We start from the raw sequence: 22,279 nt of genomic DNA, 5'->3' as shown, positions 1-22,279 counted from the left end.
ATGCGATCAGCGGTCACACCATCGCCTGCAGCGACAGCCCAATCATTCTACGGCGTAATTCTAAAGCTGAGCTTGACGACAATGGGGATAACGGAAGCGCATGTCAGATTTTCATGGCTCGCCCTGCCTGAAGGTGTCGGCCGCACGGGGGCGGAAACGAAAAGAACGGCAATTTGCCGTTCTCCCCGTCCCGGACAGTTTTACGGATCAGCGCTTGGCAGATCTGAACAGTTTCCAGCGCGAGGGCCGAAACGCAATTCCGCCTTGGGCAAGGCTGCCCGCAGCTGCCGGTGGCAGTTCAAGCTCGATCGGCGGATGTCCTTGGCCTATATCGACCTCGACATGGCGGGTGCCGGCAACCCGGCGGCTGGTCGTCACGACGCCGGAAATGGAACCGTCGCCATTGCGAATTTCGATGTCGTGCGGCCGAAAGTAGAGGCTCGCCTCGCCATCTGCCTCGCCGTCTGCGCGGATGCCGAGGGCTCGGCCGTCGAACCAGATGTCGCCGTTTAATACTTTGACGTCAAGACAGTTCGACTGGCCGACGAAGCCGAAGACGAAGGGGGAATTGGGGTGATCGTAGACGTCGTCTGGTGTGCCGACCTGTTCGATCGCGCCCTGGCTCATCACGACCACACGGTCTGCGAGCTCCATGGCCTCGTCCTGGTCGTGAGTGACGAAGACGGTCGTGTGTCCGGTCCTGTCGTGTATTTCACGAAGCCATTTTCGAAGGTCCTTGCGGACCTGGGCGTCGAGCGCGCCGAACGGCTCGTCAAGGAGCAGGACGTTGGGTTCCACCGCCATTGCGCGCGCGAGCGCCACGCGCTGCCGCTGGCCGCCTGACAGCTGTGCGGGGTAGCGCTTTTCCAGGCCGGGAAGCTGGACGAGGTCGAGCAGTTCCAGCGCCCGCCTGCGGATCTCGTGTTTTGGAGGGCGGCGCGAGGCATGGCGCACCTTCAGGCCGAAGGCGACATTGTCGAGCACCGTCATGTGACGAAACAGCGCGTAATGCTGGAACACGAAGCCGATATTGCGCTCCTGAACACTCTTGCGCGATGCATCCTCGTCGCCGAAATAGATCAGGCCATCTGTCGGGCTTTCGAGCCCGGCGATGAGCCTGAGCAAGGTCGTTTTGCCAGAGCCCGACGGACCAAGCAGCGCGATCAGCTCGCCGGAGCGGATGTCGAGCGACACGTCATGCAGAGCCGGAAATCGATCGAATTCCTTGCGTAGGTTTTGAACACGAACTTCCATTCTAATTCCTCAGTGCCGCCGGCTCGCGGCGATTTCATCGCTATAACGCATTTCCAGCAAGGTCTTCAAAACAAGGGTGACGAGTGCGAGCAGCGCAAGCAGGGTGGCAACGGCAAATGCCCCGGTGAAATTATACTCGTTGTAGAGGATTTCCACCTGTAGCGGCATGGTGTTGGTCTGGCCGCGAATATGGCCGGAAACCACCGAGACAGCGCCGAACTCGCCCATAGCGCGGGCGTTGCAAAGCAGAACGCCGTAGAGCAGCCCCCATTTGATGTTTGGCAAGGTCACGTGCCAGAAGGTCTGCCAGCCGCTGGCCCCAAGCGAGATCGCCGCCTCTTCATCACCGGTCCCTTGTTCCTGCATGAGCGGGATGAGCTCGCGGGCGACGAAGGGGAAGGTGACGAACATGGTCGCCAGGATCAGCCCTGGAACCGCGAAGAGGATCTTGATGCTGTGCGCGCTCAGCCATTGGCCGAGATAGGTGTTGGCGCCGAGCAGCAGTACGAAGACCAGACCCGATATGACCGGCGAGACCGAGAAGGGTAGGTCGATCAGCGTTGTCAGGAAGGCCTTGCCCTTGAACTCGAACTTGGCGATTGCCCAAGCAGCGGCAACGCCGAAGACGACGTTCAACGGCACGCTGATGCCAGCGACGATCAGGGTCAGTCGGATGGCGGAAAAGGTTTCCGCGTCCTGCAGGGCCGTGAAGAATGCGGTCGGCCCTTTTCGGAATGCTTCGACGAACACGGCTGTGAGCGGCAGGATCAGGATCAGTGTCAAAAACACCAGGGAGGCGACGATCAGCGTCCATCGCGCCCATCGATGCTCGGTGACGACGGAGCGCACTTTCGCGGCGGGGGAAGCTTGGATCTCATGCGCCATTGCCATACCTCCGTCTGCTCCAGCTCTGGATAAGGTTGATCACGAGAAGCATGGCGAAGGATAGCACCAGCATGACGGCGGCTATACCGGTGGCGGCCGCGTAGTTGTATTCTTCCAGCTTGATGACAATCAGCAGTGGTGCGATCTCCGATTTAAACGGCAGGTTGCCGGCGATGAAGATGACAGATTCGTACTCACCGACGCCCCGTGCAAAGGCCAAGGCGAAACCCGTGAGAACCGCCGGCGCGAGGCCAGGCAACAGAACCCGGGTGATCGTCTGCAGACGGTTGGCGCCGAGCGTGGCGGCGGCCTCCTCGACCTCCTTGTCGATCTCCTCCATCACAGGCTGCACCGTGCGCACCACAAATGGCAGGCCGACGAAGACGAGTGCCACGACGATGCCGACAGGGGTGAAGGCGATCTTGATGCCGAGCGGCGTCAGGAACTGGCCAAGCCAGCCGTTGGGCGCATAGAGCGTCGCAAGCGCGATGCCGGCGACGGCGGTCGGCAGCGCGAAGGGCAGGTCGACCATGGCGTCGATGATGCGCTTGCCGGGAAAGCGGTATCGCACCAGTACCCAGGCGAGCACGATGCCGAAGACGACGTTGACGCAGGCAGCCGCAAAGGCGGTGCCGAAGCTGATCCGCAGCGCGTTCACGGTGCGGGCATCAATGGCGATCGACCAGAATTTCTCCCAGCCGAGTTCGCTCGAACGCCATGCCAGGCCCGAGAGGGGGATGAGGATAAGAAGGGTGAGCCAGATCAAGGTAAAGCCGAGTGCCATTCCAAATCCTGGAATGACACTCGGCCGCCTGAACCGCCACCGCGTGGGGCTATGTGCTCTCATGCGATGTATTATTGTGCCGGCTTGTAGATTTGGTCAAACACGCCGCCATCGCCGAAGAATTTCGGCTGCGCTTCCTTCCAGCCGCCGAAATCGTCGATCGTAGCAAGCGTCAGCTTCGGGAAGCGGGCGATATCGGCAGGGTCGGCTGCTTCAGGCTTGATCGGGCGGTAATAGTGCTTGGCCGCGATCTTCTGGCCCTCGTCGGAATAGAGGTAGTTCAGATAGGCCTCGGCGACTTTGCGCGTGCCCTTTTTGTCGACATTGCCATCGACTACGGCGACTGGCGGGTCTGCACGGATCGAGAAGCTCGGGGTCACGATCTCAAACTGATCGGGGCCGAGTTCTTCGAGCGAGAGATAGGCTTCATTTTCCCAGGCAAGAAGCACGTCACCCAGCCCGCGCTGGACGAAAGTGGTCGTCGCGCCGCGCGCGCCGGTGTCGAGAACGGGAACGTGCTGAAGCAGGCTCGTCACATAGGTCTGAGCCTTCGCTTCATCGCCTCCGTTTGCCTGCTTGGCCCAAGCCCAGGCAGCCAGGAAGTTCCAGCGCGCGCCGCCCGATGTTTTCGGGTTTGGCGTGATCACCTGGACATCGTCCTTTACGAGATCGGCCCAGTCCTTGATGCCCTTCGGATTGCCCTTGCGCACCAGGAATACGATGGTGGAGGTGTAAGGTGTCGAGTTGTTTGGGAGCTTGCTCTTCCAGTCGGCGGGGATCTTGCCGGTCTTCTGGGCGATCGCGTCAATGTCACCTTCGAGAGCGAGCGTCACGACGTCGGCGTCGAGCCCATCGATGACCGATCGCGCCTGAGCGCCGGAGCCACCATGCGACGCCTGGATCGCCACGGCCTCGCCGGTGTCCTTCTGCCACTTCTGTGCGAAGGCTGCGTTAAAATCCTTATAGAGTTCCCGTGTCGGATCATAGGATACGTTGAGAAGCGTCTGATCGGCAAAAGCTGGTGCGACAGCGCCGATGGCGAAACTGCCTGCCAAAACCGCGGCCGCGAGAAGCCGGGTAATCCGTTGTGCGTGCATGGGGAACCTCCTTCGTTTGTGATCCAAACTCTACCAAGTTGGTCGTATAATGAAACGAAGATTGTTTCTGTTCCATGCGGCGGTTCCGGAATGGCGTGCCATTTCGTGTGCAGTTTTGAAATGATTGTGCTGTCGAACCTGCGCGACAGGTGGCTGCGATTTGGCTCTCGCACTTTAGGAATGGCCACGTTTTTAAAACAACCTGCGAGCAGACGCGGGCATTCCATCGCGCCATGAGCAAAAGCCTCGGCGATGGAATTGAAATCCGCCGTGTTCGGCGATTATAGTCCGCCGACGCCGCGCTCGACTCGCGCGGGGAGGCAAGGGAAGGAAGATGCAATGACCAAAGTCCGCGCACTGGTGCTGGAGCGCCAGCATGAGCTCGCTATCCGCGAAATCGATCTGCCTATGGAAACCGGGCCGGGCGAGGTCAAGATCAAGATACACACGGTCGGCGTCTGCGGCTCCGACGTTCACTATTACACGCACGGCAAGATCGGCCCCTTCGTCGTCAACGAGCCGATGGTGCTCGGGCACGAGGCGGCTGGTACCGTCGTCGAGGTTGGCGCCGGCGTCACACATCTGAAGGTCGGCGATCGCGTCTGCATGGAACCGGGCATTCCCGATCCCAACTCGAAGGCAAGCCGGCTCGGCATGTACAATGTCGATCCGGCCGTCTCCTTCTGGGCAACTCCGCCCGTTCATGGCGTGCTCACGCCCGAAGTCGTTCATCCCGCCAACTACACGTTCAAGCTGCCTGACAATGTGAGCTTCGCCGAAGGCGCCATGGTCGAGCCTTTCGCCGTCGGCATGCAGGCGGCTACCAAGGCGAAGATCGCGCCGGGCGACACCGCCGTCGTGCTCGGTGCCGGCCCGATCGGCACGATGGTTGCCATCGCAGCACTCGCCGGTGGCTGCGCTCGTGCGATCGTGGCCGATCTCGCCCAGCCGAAGCTCGATATCGCCGCCCAGTATCAGGGCGTGATCCCGGTCAATATCCGCGAGACCAACCTCGTCGAGGAAGTCTCGCGGCTGACGGACGGATGGGGCGCCGATGTGATCTTCGAATGCTCCGGTTCGCCGAAGGCCTGGGAAACGATCATGGATCTTGCGCGTCCCGGCGGCGTCATCGTTGCCGTCGGTCTGCCGGTCAACCCAATCGGCTTCGACGTCTCGACTGCGTCGACCAAGGAAATCCGCATAGAAACGGTGTTCCGCTACGCGCATCAGTATGAGCGGTCGATTGCGCTGCTCGGCTCCGGTCGCGTTGATCTGAAGCCTCTGATTTCCGAGACCTTCGGCTTCCAAGACTCCATCAAGGCTTTCGACCGCGCGGTCGAAGCGCGCCCGAGCGATGTGAAGCTGCAGATCGTGATGGACTAGGTGCCTGTCGGCTAGCCCGTGCTAGCCGACACTTTCCTAAAAGCCTTTCTGAAGACAAGGGCCGCGCCAGCCACGATGGCCGCGGCCCCGACCCCGATGAAGAGGTGATGATGCAGCGGCAGACGACCGAGGATCTGCTCGATCCCGTGTCCGAAGAGATAGCCGAGCGCCGTAAACAGCTGTCCCCATACAAGCGCCGCGAACGCATTCAACATCACGAACTTTCCGGTCGAGATTCGCGTCGTGCCGATCACGATCGGACTGATCGTCCTCAAGCCGACGAGAAAGCGGAATGCAAGGATGAAACCTGTCGGATAGCGCTCAAGAAGCGACGTCACCTGGGCCAGCGTCGGCGTCTCCATCAGCCGGCGGACAACGTGCCAGCGGGCCGCATAGCGGCCGGCGAAGAACCACATCTGGTCTCCGGCGAATGAACCCGCCGACGCCATCAGCGAGGCCGACCAATAGGTGAGCAGCCCGCGATGGGAGATGATGCCGCCGAGGAAGGCCGCGGTCTCACCCTCGAATGCGGTGCCGAGGAAGATCGCGACAATCCCATAGTGTTCGATCAGATGTTCTATGGACACGATTGATCCCCCGCCGTTTTTCGCCTGCCGCCGTGAAGGCTACACGTTCTTGAGGTCGCCAAGCAATGTCGGGATCAATTCGGACACTGTCGGATGAATCGGTACGGCCCACTTCAGCTCGGGATAGGGCGTTCCGGCATTCATCGCGTCGATGAAACCATGGATCGCCTCATCGCCCTCTATGCCGAGAATGGCGGCGCCGAGGATCTGCTTGGTTTGCGCGTCGGCGATCACCTTCATCAAGCCTTTCGTCTCGCCCCGCTCCTTTGCACGGCCGACTTTGGTCATCGGCCGGGTCGAGATCATGATCTCGCGACCCGATGCGCGCGCCTGCTTTTCCGATATGCCGACGCGACCGAGCGGCGGGTCGATATAAAGCGCATAGGCGAGGATGCGGTCGCTGAGCTTGCGATCCTCGCCGTCGAGCAGGTTGGCCGCTGCAATCTCGAAGTCGTTGTAGGACGTATGCGTGAAGGCGCCGTGGCCATTGCAGTCGCCAAGCGCCCAGATGCCGTCGACATTGGTTGCGAGCTTGTCGTCAACGGTGATGTAGCCACGCTTGTCGGCGGCGACGCCGGCACGATCGAGGCCGAGATCGTCGGTATTCGGCACACGGCCGGTTGCGATCAGCACATGGCTCGCCATGATCTCGGCGATGCCGTCGGCGACCGAGACTTCGATGCCGTCCGGCTTGTTCTTGAACGCGATACGGTCCGCGTCCGTGTGGACCATAATTCCCTCGGCGCGCAGGATGTCGGCAATCGCGTCTGAGATATCGTCATCCTCTCGCGAGGCGAGCTTGGGGCCACGCTCGACGACCGTAACCTCGGCGCCGAAGCGGCGATACATCTGCGCGAACTCAAGGCCGATATAGCTTCCGCCAATGACCACCAGATGCCGGGGCAGCGTGTCCAGCGCGATGATCGACGTGCTGGTCAGATAGTCGATGTCGTCGATACCCGGCATATCGGGAATGGCCGGTCGTGCGCCGACGTTGAGATAGATGCGCTGCGCGGTCAGCAGCTCGCCGTTGACACTGATCGTCCGTTCGCTTTCGAAGCGCGCATGACCGTAGATTACGGTGACGCCGGCCATGCCCGCGAACCAGCTGATCAGGCCGTTGCGGGCCTCCATGGTCACTGTCTCGGCTCGCTTGCGCACGATCGCCATGTCGATGCCGATATCGCCCGGGATTGTCACGCCGTAGCCGCCGGCATTGCGGGCCACATAGGCGGCGCGGGCGCTGGCGACGAGGGTCTTGGTCGGCATGCAGCCTGCGTTGACGCATGTGCCGCCGAGATACTTGCGCTCGATCAGCGCGACCTTCATGCCCTTCTCCGCCATCCGGGCAGCGAGGAAGGGGCCGGATTGGCCGGCGCCGACAACGATGGCGTCGAAGCTGCGCATCAGACCGACGCCACAATCAGGATCGCGCCGACAATGGCGACCGCGTCCTCAAGAATCGCCGCGGGCGGATCTCTTCGAAAAGCGCTCGCCAGCTTGCCGCGCGCCGCGGCACCACCAAGCGTGCCCGAGACCGCGCCCAGAATGCCGGCGATGAGCCCTGGTATCAACGATCCGCCTGCGGCGCCGATGGTAGCACCTGACAGCGCGCCCATGATCAGCCGCGCGCCGAACTGCATCGGTACTTTTCTTGAGGGCGTGGATGGCAATTGATCCGTCACCAGTTCGACCAGCGCCAGCAGCGTGAAAATCCACGGGGTCCAGCGATAGCCCATGAAGGCGAGCGGTGTCTGAGACACATCGAACCAGCCGAGTGCTGCGCCCCAGGCGACAGCCGCGGGCGCAGTCAGCGCGCGCAGCCCGGCGATGATGCCGATCAGAAATGCGAGAAATAGAAGCATGCGAAATCCCCCATCGCAGCGCAGGCTCTCCCCGCGACAAGCGAAAGCTTGCACATTGTCGGGTCCGTTGCAATTTGGCGGAGAAGAATTCTCGATCAGTTCGAGAACGCCGCTATTCCCGTTATGGCGCGGCCGAGGATCAGCGCGTGAATGTCGTGCGTGCCCTCATAGGTGTTTACCACCTCCAGGTTGACGAGATGGCGGGCGACGCCGAATTCATCGGATATGCCGTTGCCTCCAAGCATGTCGCGCGCCATTCGGGCGATATCGAGCGCCTTGCCGCAGGAATTGCGTTTGAGGATCGAGGTAAGCTCGACGGGCGGGTGGCCGTCTTCCTTCATCCGGCCGAGGCGCAGGCAGCCCTGCAGCCCGAGCGTGATCTCGGTCGCCATGTCGGCGAGCTTCCTCTGGATCAACTGATTGGCGGCGAGCGGCCGGTCGAACTGCTTGCGGTCGAGTGTGTATTGCCGCGCCCGCGCATAGCAATCTTCGGCGGCGCCGAGCGCGCCCCAGGCAATCCCGAAACGGGCCGAGTTGAGGCAGGTGAATGGACCCTTCAGGCCGGAGACGTTTGGCAACAGGTTCTCTTCCGGCACGAAGACGCCATCCATCACAACTTCGCCCGTTATGGAGGCGCGCAGGCCGATTTTGCCGTGAATGGCAGGCGCCGTCAGGCCCTTCCATCCCTTTTCGAGGATGAAGCCACGGATCACGCCGTCTTCGGTCTTCGCCCAAACCACGAAGACGTCGGCGATCGGCGCGTTCGATATCCACGTCTTGGCACCGGAAAGACTGTAGCCGCCGTCGACCTTTTTCGCACGCGTCGCCATCGATCCGGGGTCGGAGCCATGGTTGGGTTCGGTAAGGCCGAAGCAGCCGATCCATTCGCCGGTGGCGAGTTTCGGCAGATATTTCTGCTTCTGCGCTCCGGATCCAAAGGCATCGATCGGCACCATGACCAGCGACGACTGGACGCTCATCATCGACCGGTAGCCGCTGTCGACCCGCTCGACCTCGCGGGCGATCAGCCCGTAAGCGACATATCCGAGACCCGCGCCGCCATATTCGGGCGATATCGTCGGGCCGAGGAGGCCGAGTTCGCCCATTTCGCGAAAGATGCTCGGATCGGTTTTCTCGTGGCGGAAGGCTTCGAGCACACGCGGCGCAAGCTTTTCCTGCGCGTAGGAGTGCGCGGTGTCGAGCACCATGCGCTCCTCTTCCGTCAACTGCTCGACAAGCCGGAACGGATCGGACCAGTCGAAACTCTCGCGGGTGTAATTCATGGTTCATCCTCCTCGATCCATCGGCATGTCGCGGACCCTATTGGGATACTGCCGGGGCGAGGGAGCGTCAACACGCGCGCCCGTCCATGTCGCTCTCGACTGCGCGCGATGATGACATAGCTATCCTCCCATGGGCCCTCAAATGGGGTCGTCTAAATGATGGGAGCAGGACATGACAAAGATCGCGTTTATCGGCCTCGGCAATATGGGTGGGCCGATGGCGACAAATCTGGTCAAGGCGGGGCACACGGTCGCGGGCTTCGACTTGGTGCCAGCGTTGCTTGAGGCTGCAGTGGCAACCGGCGTCCAGCCGACCAGCGATATTTCCCAGGCCGTGAGCGGTGCTGATGCTGTGGTGACCATGCTTCCGCAGGGCAGGCACGTCCTGACTGCGTGGACGGATATTATTCGCGGCATTCGCTCAGGAACGCTTGTCATCGACTGCTCAACGATCGACGTCGCCAGCGCGCGCAAGGCGCATGATATGGCAAAAGCGGCCGATTGCCCATCGCTCGATGCCCCGGTCTCCGGCGGAACCAGCGGTGCTGCGGCCGGAACGCTGACCTTCATGGCGGGAGGAACGCCGGAGAGCTTCGCAAGGGCCAAACCCATACTCGAAGCGATGGGCAAGAAGATCGTCCATTGCGGAGAGGCAGGCGCGGGGCAGGCGGCGAAAATCTGCAACAACATGATACTGGGCATATCGATGATTGGCGTCTGCGAGGCTTTTGCATTGGGCGAAAAGCTTGGCCTCTCGCACCAGGCCTTGTTCGATGTCGCCTCGACGTCATCGGGCCAATGCTGGTCGATCAACACATACTGCCCGGTTCCCGGCCCGGTGCCGACGTCGCCCGCCAACAACGATTACAAGCCGGGCTTTGCAGCCGCCTTGATGCTGAAGGACCTCCGCCTGTCGCAGGAGGCGGCGCTCGCGACAGGTGCCTCGACGCCGCTCGGCGCCGAAGCCGCGCAATTGTTCGCTCTCTTCGAAAAGCAGGGCAATGGCGGTCGCGATTTTTCAGCGATCATCGAGATGTTGCGCGGCTGACGCCTTTCTTACGGCAAGCGCAGGTTCGTGCCGCCGACCCAGGCGGTTGCGATATTGGGTTTCGAGGCGGTGTTGATGATCTTCTGGAGAATCTGTTCGCCGCTATCGAATTCGTCGAACAAGCGCACCGATCCCTTCGGCGCCTTGGTGTCGACAACGATCGCATCGAACAGATAGCCGGGCTTGAACTGGCCGATCGGCAGATCGAGCGCCACGCCACCGCCTGCCGTCGCGATATAGAAGGCATCGCGGAAATCGATCTGGGCCGGCCCGTAGCTGGCGCGCGCCTCGGCATCGCGCTTGGGATCGACACCGCTCTCAAGAGCGCGCGACATCAGGATCGCGCCGCGGCAGTTTTCAAGCATCGAGGCGCTCGGCCCACCGGAGACATCCGTGCCGAGACCGACGTGCATGCCCTTGTCGAGGGCGGCCTTGAGCGGGAATACGGCGTTGGCGAAGTAAACGTTGGAGAGCGGGCAGTGGGCGACAGCAGCTTCGCGCTCCCGCACCTTGTCCATGTCACCATCCGTCAGGAAGTTGGCGTGTGCCAGAACCGTGCGCCGGCCGAGCAGGCCGAAGCGATCGAGCGCCTCGGTATCGGTCACGCCGTGGCGGGACAACACATAGCCATGCGCCCAGTCGCTCTCCGAACAGTGGGTCTGCACGTGGCAGCCGCACTCCTTCGCCAGAGCACCCAGCCCCTCGAGCGTCGCGTCGGTGCAGGATGGCACGAAGCGTGGCGTGATGACAGGAAGTACTTTCTTTTCAACGTTATCAGGATGATTGGTGATGTAATCAATCAGTGCGCGCGTGCCTTTAATGGCTTCGTCCGGCGAGGCGTCGCGGTAGTAATCCGGGCACTCGTCGGCGTTGTCCATCGCCACTTTGCCGATCAGCGCGCGCTGGCCCTTCTCCAGACATATGTCCGCAAGCGATCGCGTCGCATCCTGGTGCACGGTGGCGAAATAGAGCGCCGTGGTCGTGCCGTTTGCGAGGAGGTCGTCGACGAGCAGGCCGTAGCTGCGCTTTGCGAAGGCAAGATCTTCGTAGCGGGCTTCCAGTGGGAAGGTATATTTCTGCAGCCATACCTCGAGCGGCACATCGAGCGCGCTGCCAAGCTGGGGATATTGCGGCGCATGGACGTGAAGATCGACGAAACCTGGAAGGAGATAAGAGCCTACAGGCAACGTGACGAGTTCGCCGCCTTCCTCGCGCGCCTCGCGAATGGTCCGGTAGTTCGGATCGCTTGGGCGATGCATGGCGGCAATCGTGCCATCCGCGCCGATATCGATCAGCACCTCGTCCAGGATATCGATCTTTCCGCGCTCCGGAGCGTGAAATCCGGAGGCGCAGAGCGTTTTATTCCGCAAGTCCAATGCTGTATTCCAATTCAATCAATGCGTCAGTATCCGCGCACGTATGCACGAGTTCAAATCTATAGCGAATGGCGACGGGGTCCATCGCAGGAGCCCTGCGTTTTTACGGTGGCTGCCGTGCAATGATGGGACGCTCGCCCATCCGGCCAGCTGTCGCCGTGATTATCAGGCGCGAACGGACCGGCCGGCATGCTGGAGCAACCAGGCCCTGACCTTGGCGACGGATTGGGCTTGCCTCGGCCTGCGGAGCGAGACCACGTAAAAATCCGCCTGAGCTCGCATCGTTTGCGCAAATGCCGGCACCAGCCGCCCGGCGGCGATATCCTCGTTGACGAAGACCCCGCTTGCCAGCGCGATGCCCTGGCCGGCAAGCGCCGCCTCGATAGCATGGGATGTCTGGTTGAAGCGAACGCCCTTCGAGGCGGCGACCGGCCTCGCACGCGCGATCGTGGCGATGAACTCGGGCCATTGATTGTGGGTGTCGTGGAGCAGCACGAAACGCTCGAGATCGGCGGGGTCAAGGCGACCGGTGGGCGGCATAAGCGCGGGGCTGCATACCGGGACAAGCTCCTGCTCGAACAGCAGGTCGGCCTCCAGCGAGGCTGGGAACGGTGGTCGCGCCAACCGGACCGCGATATCCACATCATCCGATTGGAAGTTCGCGACACGTTCGCTGGCGAGAATGCGCATATCGAGATCCGGGTGCGCTGCAAGGAAATCCGGTAGCCTCGGAATCAGCCATTTTGATGCGAAAGTCGGCGTGACGCTGATCGTCAACCGCAACGGCTCCGGCCGCAACGTCGCGGTTGCGTCGGAGATCAGTTCGAAGGCACGCCGGATGCTTTCGGCATAACCGCGTCCGGCCTCGGTCAAGGCAAGCTTGCGGGGGAGGCGCTCGAACAGAGGGAGGTTTAACTCCTTCTCCAGGCCACGGACCTGCTGCGCGACAGCTGCCTGCGTGACGCCCAGCTCCTCGGCTGCGGCGCGAAAGTTGAGATGACGGGCGGCGACCTCGAAGGCGCGCAAGCCATTCAGCGGCGGAAGGCGGAAAAGCGGGTCGTTCATTCGATAGATTTTCTACTGGTTCACGCCAACCGAATTGGCTCGAAGCTATGTTATCATGATGGTATCATCATGCACTGAAGCTGCAAACACGCGCGATGCGCAAGAGAAGCAACGAAAGGGTGGATGTTATGACAGTAGAAAAAGTGGCGCTGGTAACGGCGGGCGGTAGCGGCATGGGGGCGGATGCCGCCAAGCGTCTGGCGGCCGATGGCTTCAAGCTCGCCATCCTCTCGTCCTCGGGTAAGGGTGAGGCGCTGGCCAAGGAACTCGGCGGCGTCGGCGTCACGGGGTCGAACCAGTCGAATGACGATATCAAGCGCCTTGTCGATCTCGCCATGCAGGCCTGGGGCCGCATCGATGTGCTCGTCAACAGCGCCGGACACGGCCCGCGCGCGCCGATCCTCGATATCACCGACGAGGATTGGCACAAGGGCATGGATGTCTATCTGATGAACGTCATCCGCCCGACCCGGATCGTGACGCCGGTCATGCAGGCGCAGAAGTCTGGCGCGATCGTCAATATCTCGACCGCCTGGGCCTTCGAACCGACAGCGATGTTCCCGACGTCCGCCGTCTTCCGCGCCGGTCTCGCCTCCTTCACCAAGATCTTCGCCGACACCTACGCGGCGGATAAAATCCGCATGAACAACGTGCTTCCGGGCTGGATCGACAGCCTGCCGGCAACCGAGGAGCGCCGCGAATCGGTACCGATGAAGCGCTATGGCACAAGCGAAGAGATCGCGGCGACCGTGGCGTTTCTGGCGTCGGAAGGTGCCGGATACATCACCGGGCAGAATATCAAGGTGGATGGCGGACTCGGCCGATCGGTGTGATCGAAACCGCTGACGTTGCGGGGACAAGCGGCTTCTGACGGCCGCTTGATAACCGTCACGTCGCAGGCGTTTGATAGGCATTATCTATCAAAATATTTTTCTTTATCTATTTCATTTATCGCCGACCCCTGTTTATGTTGCGGCGCGAAAGCGGGTTTTCGCTTCGCAGCAATTCTACAGGAGCCTTCATGTCCCTTATCAACACATCCATTAAGCCCTTCAAGGCGCAGGCCTTCAAGCAGGGCAAATTCATTGAAGTGACCGATGCCGACACCAAGGGCAAGTGGGCGGTATTCTTCTTCTATCCGGCTGACTTTACTTTCGTTTGCCCGACGGAACTCGGCGATGTCGCCGATCACTATGCCGAACTGCAGCGCCTTGACGTCGAGGTCTATTCGGTCTCGACCGACACGCATTTCACCCACAAGGCCTGGCACGACAGCTCGGAGACCATTGGCAAGATCCAGTATACGATGATCGGCGACCCGACCGGCACGATCAGCCGCAACTTCGAAGTCATGCGCGAATCCGAAGGCCTTGCCGACCGCGGCACCTTCGTTGTCGATCCCGATGGCGTCATCCAGGCTATGGAAGTCACCGCCGAAGGTATCGGCCGCAATGCTGTCGACCTGCTGCGTCGCATCAAGGCTGCGCAGTATGTGCGCGCGCATCCGGGTGAAGTTTGCCCGGCCAAGTGGGAAGAGGGCGAAAAGACGCTCGCTCCGTCGCTGCACCTCGTCGGCAAGATCTGACGTTCAAATAATAGGCCGCCTTCCGGTTTAGACTGGAAGGCGGCACCCAATACCATATTCAGCGCCTTAAACGCGGCGCGGCCATCCATTTTTAGCGGAGTGTCCCATGCTCGACGACAATCTGAAATCCCAGTTGAAGGGCTATCTGGAACGGGTCGTTCGCCCGATCGCGATCACCGCTTCGGTCAATGACAGCGCCAAGTCGAAAGAGATGTCGGAGCTTCTCGCCGAACTGGTCGCTCTTTCCGACAAGATTTCGGTCGTGGAAATGCGTGATGACGGGGAGCGTGCACCATCCTTCGCGCTGACCAGCCCGGGCCACGACATCAACCTGCGCTTCGCCGGCATTCCGATGGGCCATGAGTTTACCTCGCTTGTGCTCGCTCTGCTGCAGGTCGGCGGTCATCCGCCGCGCACCGAGCAGGCAATCATCGATCAGATCAAGGATCTCGACGGCGATTTCCTTTTCGAGACCTATTTCTCGCTCACCTGCCAGAATTGCCCCGATGTCGTGCAGGCACTGAACCTGATGGCCGTGCTGAACCCGCGCGTGAAGCATGTGGCGATCGATGGCGGCGTGTTCCCGGCCGAAGTTCAAAGCCGCCAGGTCATGTCTGTGCCGACGGTCTATCTCAACGGCCAGCTGTTCGGTCAGGGCCGAATGGAAGTCGAGGAGATCGTCTCCAAGCTCGACACCGACTCCGCTGCTCGTGCCGCCGAGAAGCTGAATGGCCGCGAAACTTACGACGTGCTCGTCATCGGCGGCGGTCCGGCCGGCGCTGCGGCGGCCATCTACGCCGCGCGCAAGGGCATCCGCACCGGCGTTGCCGCCGAGCGCTTTGGCGGTCAGGTTCTCGATACGATGGCGATCGAAAACTTCATCTCGGTGCAACATACCGAAGGACCACAGTTTGCGGCTTCGCTGGAAGCGCATGTGAAGCAATATGACGTTGATATCATGAACCTGCAGCGCGCCGAAAAGCTCGTTCTCGGCAAGGACATGATCGCGGTCGAACTCGCCAATGGCGCGACGCTGCGCTCGAAGACGGTGATCCTGTCGACCGGCGCCCGCTGGCGGCAGATGGGCGTTCCCGGCGAAGACCAGTATCGCAACAAGGGCGTTGCCTATTGCCCGCATTGCGACGGTCCGCTGTTCAAGGGCAAGCGCGTTGCCGTCATCGGCGGTGGCAATTCCGGCGTCGAGGCGGCGATCGACCTTGCCAACATCGTCAGCCACGTGACGCTGATCGAGTTCGACAACAAGCTGCGTGCCGATGACGTCCTGCAGCGCAAGCTGCGCAGCCTTCCCAACGTCGATATCCTGCTTTCCGCCAAGACGACGGAAGTGCTGGGCAATGGCCAGAAGGTGACCGGGCTCGTCTACGAAAACCGCATTGCCGGTCAGCGCCACACGCTCGATCTGGAGGGCATCTTCGTCCAGATCGGCCTGCTTCCGAACACCGAATGGCTGAAGGGCGCCATCGAACTGTCGCCACGCGGCGAGATCATTGTCGATCACCACGGCCAGACCTCGGTTCCCGGTGTCTTTGCCGCCGGCGATTGCACCACAGTGCCTTACAAGCAGATCGTGATTGCGCTCGGCGAGGGCGCGAAGGCGTCGCTTGCAGCCTTCGACCATCTGATCCGCATGTCTGGCCCGGACGAGGATGCGGTGAAGGCGGCTTGAGGCTGATCGACACGGTTCTGCAATGACGCTTCGCGAGCTGGAATACCTGATTGCCTTGGCGGACCACCGGCATTTTGGCCGAGCCGCCGAAGCGTGCCTGGTCAGCCAGCCGACACTCTCCATGCAGATCCGGAAACTGGAGGAGACCCTTGGCGCTCCGCTGATCGAGCGCACGCCGCGCACGGTCATGTTGACACCGTTCGGCGAGGATACCGTCAAGCGGGCAAGGCGCATCATGAAGGAGGTTGCCGAGATCAGGTCATCGGCCTTGCGCAGCCTCAATCCCGAGGTGGGCACCCTGCGTCTCGGCATCTTCCCGACGCTCGCTCCCTATTTCCTGCCGCATGCGGTGCCGCGCATCCACAGGCAGTTCCCGCGGCTGGAGACGCTGCTGATCGAGGAAAAGAGCGATGCACTCCTGGCGCGCCTTAAAAGCGGCAATCTCGATGCCACGATCCTCGCTCTTCCCGTCAATGACGACCACCTGAAAGCCGAGTGTCTCTTCGAGGAAGACTTTCTGCTCGCCGTTCCCGACATGCATCCGCTCGCAAGGCGGCAGTCCCTGGTGCTCGGGGACCTCGATCGCTACGACCTTATGTTGCTGGAAGAGGGGCACTGCCTGCGCGAACAGGCGCTCGATGTGTGCCGCTTGTCGGGTGCAAGCGAGCGCACCTCGTTTCGCGCCACCAGCCTGGAGACACTGCGCCAGATGGTCGGCGCCAATGTGGGGATCACGCTTCTGCCGGAGCTGGCCGCGCTGTATCCGGCGTCGGGCGACATAAGGCTGCTGCGTTTCGAAGGCATATCGCCGAACAGGCGGATCGGCATATGCTGGCGCAAAGGTTCGGCGATGGGCACTTTTCTGGAAAGTATCGCCGGTCTCCTGCGCGACGTCGCCCAGGAGCTGCTTGCCGACATCCGACCGGAGCCGACCGCCTAAGGCGACGTTACTTCCATTCCCACAGTAGCTTGGTCGAGAACGGCCGTGTGCCGATTAGGAGCTCGGGTTGCGTCAGCTTGGCCTCGAAGATCGCTGCATCCGCGTCACCATTCAGCCCGACGAATAGCATTTTCATCGAAGCGCCGCGCGGCTGGCCCTTCTTGCGGTAGGCGAATTGCACTGCACAGGTCGGATATTCCCATCCCGCCGTCAGCGTCTGCGCGAACGCTTCCTCGCCGAGCCCGTTTGCTTGGCCCGTCGACGCCAGGAACTGGCCTAGTCCGAAGAAGCCGGAAAACACCCGGTAGGCCGTCTCCTGCGACATCTGCGTGCCTTGGCCGCTTGTCGTGTCGCGACGGTAGAAAAGGCTGTCCACCTGGCCCTGCTTACGGCTCATCGCGTAGCTGATCAGGTTTTTCTGGGCGAGCAGCTCCATCGTCAGATCGTAGGTCTGATAGCTGCCGGGGTTGGTATGCAGATCGTCGATACGTGCCTTCAGGTCGACAACATAGTCACGATGAAATGCGGCGCTCATCGGCGTTTCCTCATGTTTTCCGGCGCGTGGTAGCAGAAAACGCGGAAATTCCAAGGGGGCCGGCGGCCGGCGCGGCAAGGGTAGCATGTCGCAGATCTGCGACAGAAGCTGCGCGTCACGCGCATAGCGCATAGCTGTTCTGCAGAATTATGCCTATGATTTGAGCGTGCTTGCTGTATAAACAAATCATCGAAGCGATGCACCTCCTCCCGCAGAGCTTCGAGTTGCAGGTGGCCTTATCCTCCTCCCAAGGGTGCCTGCGGGAATGACAGCACTCCTCCTCCCAGCTGTCGTTCTGTTATATTCGAAAAGCCTGTCGCACCTCCTCCCGCGGCAGGCTTTTTCGATTCTGACCCACGCGTTCTTCAGCTTTCAGTTTTCCGGATTAAACGGTAGCGCCAGCGCGCAACCCGTCAGGTCTGCGCGCCTTTCGCTCGGCCAGGTGTCAGCTGATGCCGCCGAGGCAGACATATTTGATCTCGGTGAACTCCTCGATACCGTACCGCGAGCCTTCGCGGCCGAGACCTGAGAGCTTCACGCCACCGAACGGCGCTTCCGCCGTCGAGATCAGGCCCGTATTCACGCCGACCATCCCATATTCCAGCGCCTCGGCAACGCGGAACACACGCGCGAGGTCCTTGGCGTAGAAATAGGAAGCGAGGCCGAATTCGGTGTCGTTGGCCTGTTCGATCACATCCGCCTCGTCTTTGAAGCGGAAGAGGGGAGCAAGCGGGCCGAATGTCTCTTCGCGCGCGACTGCCATATCCTTCGTGACGTTGGCAAGAACGGTGGCCTCGTAGAAAGTGCCGCCAAGCGCATGCGGCTTGCCACCCTGGATGATGTTGGCACCCTTCGCCAGCGCGTCAGCCACATGCTCCTCAACTTTCTCGAGCGCCGGCTTGTCGATCAACGGACCGAGGATCACGCCCTCATCGAAGCCATTGCCGGTCTTCAGTTTGCCGACGGCATCCGCGAGCTTCTTCGAGAAGGCGTCGTAAACGCCGTCCTGCACATAGAGCCTGTTGGCGCAGACGCAGGTCTGACCGTTGTTGCGAAACTTCGCGATCAGAGCACCCTCGACGGCTGCGTCGAGATCAGCATCGTCGAAGACGATGAACGGCGCATTGCCGCCGAGCTCGAGCCCGAGTTTCTTGATCGTCGGCGCGCTCTGCTTGTAGAGCTCGGCGCCGATTTCGGTCGATCCAGTAAAGGTAAGCTTGCGCACGGTCGGGTTCGACGTCATCTCCGCGCCGATCGCGGCGGCGGAGCCTGTTAGCACCGAGAAAAGCCCGGCCGGCAGGCCGGCGCGCTCGGCAAGCACGGCAATCGCGATTGCCGAGAACGGCGTCTGCGATGCCGGCTTCAGCACCATGGCACAGCCTGCCGCAAGCGCCGGGCCGGCCTTGCGGGTGATCATCGCATTGGGGAAATTCCAGGGCGTGATCGCCGCGACCACGCCGATCGGCTGCTTCATGACCATGATGCGCTTGTCTGGTTGGTGGCCCGGTATCAGGTCGCCATAGATGCGCCGCGCTTCCTCCGCAAACCATTCGATAAAGCTCGCACCGTAGACGATCTCGCCGGTGGCTTCGGCAAGCGGCTTGCCTTGCTCAAGCGTCAGGATTCGCCCGAGGTCGTCCTTGTTCTCGATCATCAGATCGAACCACTTCCGCAGGATGCCGGCGCGTTCCTTAGCGGTGCGGGCAGCCCAGCCCTTCTGCGCGATGCGCGCGGCCTCGATCGCCGCCTTCGTCTCGGCGCCGCCCAGCTTGGGCACGCGGCCGATGATCTCTCCGGTGGCCGGATTGTTGACCTCGATTGCATTGGCGGGATCGGCATCGATCCAATTTCCGCCAACAAGAGCGGCCTGGCGAAAAAGGGAAGGGTCTTTCAGCTGCATCGCATTCATCCTGTTTGACAAGTTGCCCGCATTGACGCCGGCACTGATCGCCTCAGCGTCTTTCTGGTGCGAAGGATAGACTGGTGTCCCGGCCGGCAAGATCAAATTGGCCGAATTGCCCAGGACTTGCAACTGGAGCCGTTAGTGGCTTTTCAGTGCCGGAAGCGGCGTGACCGTGGGCCACGCCGGTGTTCAACGGACAAAACGGCGGAGCTCAGGCTTTCTTGGAAGGGCGACCGTGCAGCGGCTCGGCGCGGTGCCAGTTCTCCAGGATGCGGCCGTCGGTGTGGTTCTGCTTTGCCCAGCGGATCCCGTTCGAGATGACCTTGTGAATGGTCTTGTCGTGATAGATCGGGTAGGTCTCATGCCCCGGGCTGAAAAAGAAGATCCGTCCCCGGCCGCGTTGGAAGGTGCAGCCACTGCGAAACACCTCGCCACCCGAGTACCAAGAAATGAATACCAGCTCGTCGGGCTGCGGGATGTCGAAGGGCTCGCCGTACATCTCCGATGCATTCACCTCGAAATAGGGCGGCAGTCCCTCCGCGATCGGATGAGAAGGGTTGACCACCCAGACACGCTCAAGGTCGCCCTCCGGCGTTTCGCGCCAGGAGAGGTTGGCGTTCGTGCCCATCAGCCGGCGGAAGAGCTTGGAGTGGTGCCCTGAATGCAGAACGAGCAAGCCCATCCCCTTCAGAACGCGCTGCTGGATACGGTCGATCAGCCCGTCACTGACGTCCTCATGTGCCATATGGCCCCACCAGAGCAAGACGTCGGTATCGTTGAGTACCTGGTCGGGCAGGCCTTCATCGGGATCATCGAGCGTGCCTCGACGAATCTCGAAATCCGGATGCGCAATGCCTGCCGCAATTGCACCATCGATGCGATCGGGATAGATCTCCTGAACCTCCTTGTGCAATTGCTCGTGGCGTCCCTCGTTCCAGATTGTGACCTTGATCGTCATGATGTCCTCGATGTTGTCAACGTGATTAGGATGATTGAGCCGAGCGGATGACGCGCCCGGTGGTGTCGAACAGGTGGCAGGCGGTGCCGTCTGCTGTCAGCGAAACGCGGTCGCCGGGGCGTACCGCGACATCGCCTTCGGCGCGGACGACGATCGGCTGGTTTTCAGAGCCGACGGTCATGTAGGTCTCGACGCCCAGGCGCTCGACGATGACGACGTCGGCCGTGAAATTTCCCCGGCCCTCGGGTGCGATCTTGAAGTGCTCCGGTCGGATACCGAGCGTGGCGGCACCGTCGGGCACCGTTCCGGCTTCATCCGGCAGGTTGAGCGTCAATCCGATCGGGCTTTGCACGCGCAATGCGCCGGCCTGCGGCTTGCTGATCGTCACGGGAACGGTGTTCATGCGCGGCGAGCCGATGAAGGTGGCGACGAACTCGTTGTCGGGCTTGTGATAGAGGTCCATCGGTGCGCCCTGCTGGGCGACAAGCCCCTTGTTCAGGACGACGATGCGGTCGGCCATGGTCATGGCCTCGACCTGATCGTGGGTGACGTAAACGACGGTCGCCTTCAATTCGCGGTGCAAGCGCTGCAACTCGGCACGCATCTGTACACGAAGCGCCGAATCGAGGTTCGATAGCGGTTCATCGAACAGGATCAGCGACGGCTTCTTGATGATGGCTCGACCGATCGCGACGCGCTGTCTTTGACCGCCTGACAGTGCGGCGGGGCGGCGATCGAGATAATCAGTCAGTTGCAGGATTTCGGCGACGCCTTCGACCTGCTTGCGGATTTCGGTTTCCGGCACTTTTTTCAGGCTGAGCGAGAAGCCGATGTTCTGCGCCACGGTCATATGCGGATAAAGCGCGTAGGACTGAAACACCATGGCGATGCCGCGTTTGTCCGGCGGCACGTCATTGATACGCTTGCCGTTCAGGATGAGGTCGCCGTCATCGATGCCTTCCAGCCCGGCGATCATCCGCAAAAGGGTCGACTTTCCGCAACCCGAAGGCCCGACGAAGACGGCGAACTCGCCGTCCTCGACGGTGATGTCGACGCCCTTGATGACCTCCAGGGCGCCATAGAATTTGCGAACGTTCTTGAGATTGATCATCTGTAAAACTCTTTCTGGATATCAGCCTTTGACGCCGCCCGAAAAGGTCTGGACGAGGAAGCGCCGCGCGAAGCCGAAGGCGATCACAGCCGGCAGGAGGTAGATGAAGGCGAGGGCGGCGAGCAGGCCGTAATCGATCTCATTGATGCGCAGGAAAGCGCGAAAGAGGCCGAGGGGAAGCGTTTGCAGTTCCGGTGACGAGAGGAAGATCAGCGGCAGCAGGAAATCGCCCCAGGCCGACATGAAGGCAAACAACCCGGCTGCGGCCAGCCCCGGCAGCGCCAGCGGGATCAGGACGCGGCGGATGCGCTGCGTCATCGTTGCGCCATCCATCAGCGCTGCTTCTTCATAGTCGCGCGGAAGGCCGTCAAAAAAGGTTTTCATGATCCACAGCGCCAGCGGCAGCTGCATGGTCGCAAGCACCAGGATCAGGCCGAGGTAACCGTCGATAAAGCCCGTCCAGCGCATGATCGGCCGCGCGTATTCGCCGAAGATCGGCCGCAGGATCGCGCCCTCGGCATTGTTGAGCGTCAGCAGGAACTTGTAGAGCGGCACCACAAGTGCTGTCGGCGGCAAGACGCGGATCAGAAGGATCGCGTAGAGAAACGGCAGCTTCCACCAGGCCCGCGTGCGCGACAAGGCGTAGCCGCCGAGGCCGGCCAGCACCATGACCAGTACCGTTGCGGAGCCGACGACAAAGAGCGAATTGAAGAGCCACTTCGCCCCGTCCTCCTTGGTGAAGACACGCAGATAGTTGTCGAGCGTCCATTGTTCCGGCCAGCGGAGAAACAGCTGGGCATTGCTATCGAGCGAGGCGAGCAGAACCCAGAGGAACGGTACGGCGCAGAAGATCGAGATCAGCGACAGCGTGGCGTAGGCGAGCAGATCCGATCGGGTCTTGTTGGCGTTTTCTGTCGGGGAAAGCACTGCCAT

Annotated in this window: 21 protein-coding genes; 6 read left to right on the top strand and 15 right to left on the bottom strand. The window is 61.4% G+C overall.

The annotated features are described in order from the left end of the window. Positions 1–207: 207 nt before the first annotated feature. The 4 genes from B3605_RS08400 to B3605_RS08385 are packed head-to-tail and all read right to left on the bottom strand — an operon-like array spanning position 208 to position 4,020. A complete protein-coding gene (locus B3605_RS08400) occupies positions 208–1,254 on the bottom strand; it encodes a sulfate/molybdate ABC transporter ATP-binding protein (protein WP_112973750.1) in 1,047 nt (348 codons plus the stop codon). Positions 1,255–1,263: 9 nt separating this feature from the next. Next, positions 1,264–2,139 carry a sulfate ABC transporter permease subunit CysW gene (cysW, locus tag B3605_RS08395; RefSeq protein ID WP_112973751.1) on the bottom strand — a complete coding sequence of 292 codons (876 nt, stop codon included), beginning with the start codon at positions 2,137–2,139 and terminating at the stop codon, positions 1,264–1,266. Further along, positions 2,129–2,986, bottom strand: a complete 858-nt coding sequence (cysT, locus tag B3605_RS08390) for a sulfate ABC transporter permease subunit CysT (protein WP_296433517.1) — start codon at positions 2,984–2,986, stop codon at positions 2,129–2,131. Before cysT ends, cysW begins: the two co-directional genes overlap by 11 nt. An 8-nt stretch (positions 2,987–2,994) precedes the next feature. After that, positions 2,995–4,020 (bottom strand): sulfate ABC transporter substrate-binding protein, encoded by a 1,026-nt coding sequence (locus B3605_RS08385; RefSeq protein WP_112973752.1) that lies wholly within the window; start codon positions 4,018–4,020, stop codon positions 2,995–2,997. Positions 4,021–4,359: 339 nt separating this feature from the next. On the opposite strand from B3605_RS08385, the gene B3605_RS08380 reads away from it, so the two are divergent. After that, the gene (locus tag B3605_RS08380) at positions 4,360–5,403 is read left to right on the top strand and encodes an NAD(P)-dependent alcohol dehydrogenase (RefSeq protein ID WP_112973753.1); all 1,044 of its coding nucleotides are present in this window, start codon (positions 4,360–4,362) and stop codon (positions 5,401–5,403) included. An 11-nt stretch (positions 5,404–5,414) separates the two neighbouring features. Here B3605_RS08380 and B3605_RS08375 read toward each other — a convergent pair whose 3' ends face one another. The 4 genes from B3605_RS08375 to B3605_RS08360 form a co-directional block, all read right to left on the bottom strand. After that, on the bottom strand, positions 5,415–5,990 hold the full coding sequence (locus tag B3605_RS08375; protein WP_112973754.1) for a DedA family protein: 576 nt from the start codon (positions 5,988–5,990) through the stop codon (positions 5,415–5,417). Positions 5,991–6,029: 39 nt separating this feature from the next. Further along, positions 6,030–7,397: an FAD-containing oxidoreductase gene (locus B3605_RS08370; RefSeq protein WP_112973755.1), complete on the bottom strand. Its 1,368-nt coding sequence runs from the start codon at positions 7,395–7,397 to the stop codon at positions 6,030–6,032. Next, a complete protein-coding gene (locus B3605_RS08365) occupies positions 7,397–7,855 on the bottom strand; it encodes a DUF4126 domain-containing protein (protein WP_113011083.1) in 459 nt (152 codons plus the stop codon). Before B3605_RS08365 ends, B3605_RS08370 begins: the two co-directional genes overlap by 1 nt. A 95-nt stretch (positions 7,856–7,950) precedes the next feature. Further along, positions 7,951–9,138 (bottom strand): acyl-CoA dehydrogenase, encoded by a 1,188-nt coding sequence (locus B3605_RS08360; protein ID WP_296433516.1) that lies wholly within the window; start codon positions 9,136–9,138, stop codon positions 7,951–7,953. Between the two features lie 172 nt (positions 9,139–9,310). Here B3605_RS08360 and mmsB point away from each other — a divergent pair, with 172 nt between their 5' ends. After that, positions 9,311–10,186 carry a 3-hydroxyisobutyrate dehydrogenase gene (mmsB, locus tag B3605_RS08355; protein WP_112973757.1) on the top strand — a complete coding sequence of 292 codons (876 nt, stop codon included), beginning with the start codon at positions 9,311–9,313 and terminating at the stop codon, positions 10,184–10,186. An 8-nt stretch (positions 10,187–10,194) separates the two neighbouring features. Here the strand turns inward: mmsB and guaD are convergent, their stop codons facing one another. Together guaD and gcvA are read right to left on the bottom strand one after the other, a co-directional pair. Further along, positions 10,195–11,562 carry a guanine deaminase gene (guaD, locus tag B3605_RS08350; protein WP_296433515.1) on the bottom strand — a complete coding sequence of 456 codons (1,368 nt, stop codon included), beginning with the start codon at positions 11,560–11,562 and terminating at the stop codon, positions 10,195–10,197. Positions 11,563–11,727: 165 nt separating this feature from the next. Further along, positions 11,728–12,627 carry a transcriptional regulator GcvA gene (gene gcvA / locus B3605_RS08345; protein WP_113011081.1) on the bottom strand — a complete coding sequence of 300 codons (900 nt, stop codon included), beginning with the start codon at positions 12,625–12,627 and terminating at the stop codon, positions 11,728–11,730. Between the two features lie 128 nt (positions 12,628–12,755). On the opposite strand from gcvA, the gene B3605_RS08340 reads away from it, so the two are divergent. From B3605_RS08340 to B3605_RS08325, 4 genes are all read left to right on the top strand, one after another. Next, positions 12,756–13,460, top strand: coding sequence for an SDR family oxidoreductase (locus tag B3605_RS08340; protein ID WP_296433514.1), 705 nt, complete (start codon positions 12,756–12,758; stop codon positions 13,458–13,460). Positions 13,461–13,648: 188 nt separating this feature from the next. Then, a complete protein-coding gene (ahpC, locus tag B3605_RS08335; RefSeq protein WP_018901244.1) occupies positions 13,649–14,212 on the top strand; it encodes an alkyl hydroperoxide reductase subunit C in 564 nt (187 codons plus the stop codon). A 106-nt stretch (positions 14,213–14,318) separates the two neighbouring features. Next, complete coding sequence (gene ahpF / locus B3605_RS08330; protein WP_296433513.1) at positions 14,319–15,899, top strand: alkyl hydroperoxide reductase subunit F; 1,581 nt, start codon at positions 14,319–14,321, stop codon at positions 15,897–15,899. 22 nt (positions 15,900–15,921) lie between these two features. Further along, on the top strand, positions 15,922–16,839 hold the full coding sequence (locus B3605_RS08325) for a LysR substrate-binding domain-containing protein (protein WP_296433512.1): 918 nt from the start codon (positions 15,922–15,924) through the stop codon (positions 16,837–16,839). A 7-nt stretch (positions 16,840–16,846) separates the two neighbouring features. On the opposite strand, the gene B3605_RS08320 is transcribed toward B3605_RS08325, so the two are convergent. From B3605_RS08320 to B3605_RS08300, 5 genes are all read right to left on the bottom strand, one after another. Beyond that, a complete protein-coding gene (locus tag B3605_RS08320; RefSeq protein ID WP_296433511.1) occupies positions 16,847–17,374 on the bottom strand; it encodes a hypothetical protein in 528 nt (175 codons plus the stop codon). A 445-nt stretch (positions 17,375–17,819) separates the two neighbouring features. Then, positions 17,820–19,274, bottom strand: a complete 1,455-nt coding sequence (gene gabD / locus B3605_RS08315; RefSeq protein WP_296433510.1) for an NADP-dependent succinate-semialdehyde dehydrogenase — start codon at positions 19,272–19,274, stop codon at positions 17,820–17,822. 214 nt (positions 19,275–19,488) lie between these two features. Next, positions 19,489–20,235 carry a ThuA domain-containing protein gene (locus B3605_RS08310; protein WP_112973764.1) on the bottom strand — a complete coding sequence of 249 codons (747 nt, stop codon included), beginning with the start codon at positions 20,233–20,235 and terminating at the stop codon, positions 19,489–19,491. Positions 20,236–20,260: 25 nt separating this feature from the next. Then, entirely contained in the window at positions 20,261–21,346 is a 1,086-nt protein-coding gene (locus B3605_RS08305; RefSeq protein WP_296433509.1) for an ABC transporter ATP-binding protein, read from the bottom strand. A gap of 21 nt (positions 21,347–21,367) precedes the next feature. Further along, positions 21,368–22,279 carry a carbohydrate ABC transporter permease gene (locus B3605_RS08300; RefSeq protein WP_296433508.1) on the bottom strand — a complete coding sequence of 304 codons (912 nt, stop codon included), beginning with the start codon at positions 22,277–22,279 and terminating at the stop codon, positions 21,368–21,370.

Origin of the sequence: Rhizobium sp. UBA1881 (assembly GCF_002338015.1) — a bacterium.
Taxonomy (GTDB): Bacteria; Pseudomonadota; Alphaproteobacteria; order Rhizobiales; family Rhizobiaceae; genus Rhizobium.
This window is presented reverse-complemented; position numbering and strand designations above follow the sequence as displayed.

Excerpts from the sequence above, each read along its gene's own strand:
- B3605_RS08400 (WP_112973750.1), bottom strand. The coding sequence starts at position 1,254 with ATGGAAGTTCGTGTTCAAAACCTACGCAAGGAATTCGATCGATTTCCG.
- cysW (WP_112973751.1), bottom strand. The coding sequence starts at position 2,139 with ATGGCGCATGAGATCCAAGCTTCCCCCGCCGCGAAAGTGCGCTCCGTC.
- cysT (WP_296433517.1), bottom strand. The coding sequence starts at position 2,986 with ATGAGAGCACATAGCCCCACGCGGTGGCGGTTCAGGCGGCCGAGTGTC.
- B3605_RS08385 (WP_112973752.1), bottom strand. The coding sequence starts at position 4,020 with ATGCACGCACAACGGATTACCCGGCTTCTCGCGGCCGCGGTTTTGGCA.
- B3605_RS08380 (WP_112973753.1), top strand. The coding sequence starts at position 4,360 with ATGACCAAAGTCCGCGCACTGGTGCTGGAGCGCCAGCATGAGCTCGCT.
- B3605_RS08370 (WP_112973755.1), bottom strand. The coding sequence starts at position 7,397 with ATGCGCAGCTTCGACGCCATCGTTGTCGGCGCCGGCCAATCCGGCCCC.
- B3605_RS08365 (WP_113011083.1), bottom strand. The coding sequence starts at position 7,855 with ATGCTTCTATTTCTCGCATTTCTGATCGGCATCATCGCCGGGCTGCGC.
- B3605_RS08360 (WP_296433516.1), bottom strand. The coding sequence starts at position 9,138 with ATGAATTACACCCGCGAGAGTTTCGACTGGTCCGATCCGTTCCGGCTT.
- mmsB (WP_112973757.1), top strand. The coding sequence starts at position 9,311 with ATGACAAAGATCGCGTTTATCGGCCTCGGCAATATGGGTGGGCCGATG.
- gcvA (WP_113011081.1), bottom strand. The coding sequence starts at position 12,627 with ATGAACGACCCGCTTTTCCGCCTTCCGCCGCTGAATGGCTTGCGCGCC.
- B3605_RS08340 (WP_296433514.1), top strand. The coding sequence starts at position 12,756 with ATGACAGTAGAAAAAGTGGCGCTGGTAACGGCGGGCGGTAGCGGCATG.
- ahpC (WP_018901244.1), top strand. The coding sequence starts at position 13,649 with ATGTCCCTTATCAACACATCCATTAAGCCCTTCAAGGCGCAGGCCTTC.
- ahpF (WP_296433513.1), top strand. The coding sequence starts at position 14,319 with ATGCTCGACGACAATCTGAAATCCCAGTTGAAGGGCTATCTGGAACGG.
- B3605_RS08325 (WP_296433512.1), top strand. The coding sequence starts at position 15,922 with ATGACGCTTCGCGAGCTGGAATACCTGATTGCCTTGGCGGACCACCGG.
- B3605_RS08320 (WP_296433511.1), bottom strand. The coding sequence starts at position 17,374 with ATGAGCGCCGCATTTCATCGTGACTATGTTGTCGACCTGAAGGCACGT.
- gabD (WP_296433510.1), bottom strand. The coding sequence starts at position 19,274 with ATGCAGCTGAAAGACCCTTCCCTTTTTCGCCAGGCCGCTCTTGTTGGC.
- B3605_RS08310 (WP_112973764.1), bottom strand. The coding sequence starts at position 20,235 with ATGACGATCAAGGTCACAATCTGGAACGAGGGACGCCACGAGCAATTG.
- B3605_RS08305 (WP_296433509.1), bottom strand. The coding sequence starts at position 21,346 with ATGATCAATCTCAAGAACGTTCGCAAATTCTATGGCGCCCTGGAGGTC.
- B3605_RS08300 (WP_296433508.1), bottom strand. The coding sequence starts at position 22,279 with ATGGCAGTGCTTTCCCCGACAGAAAACGCCAACAAGACCCGATCGGAT.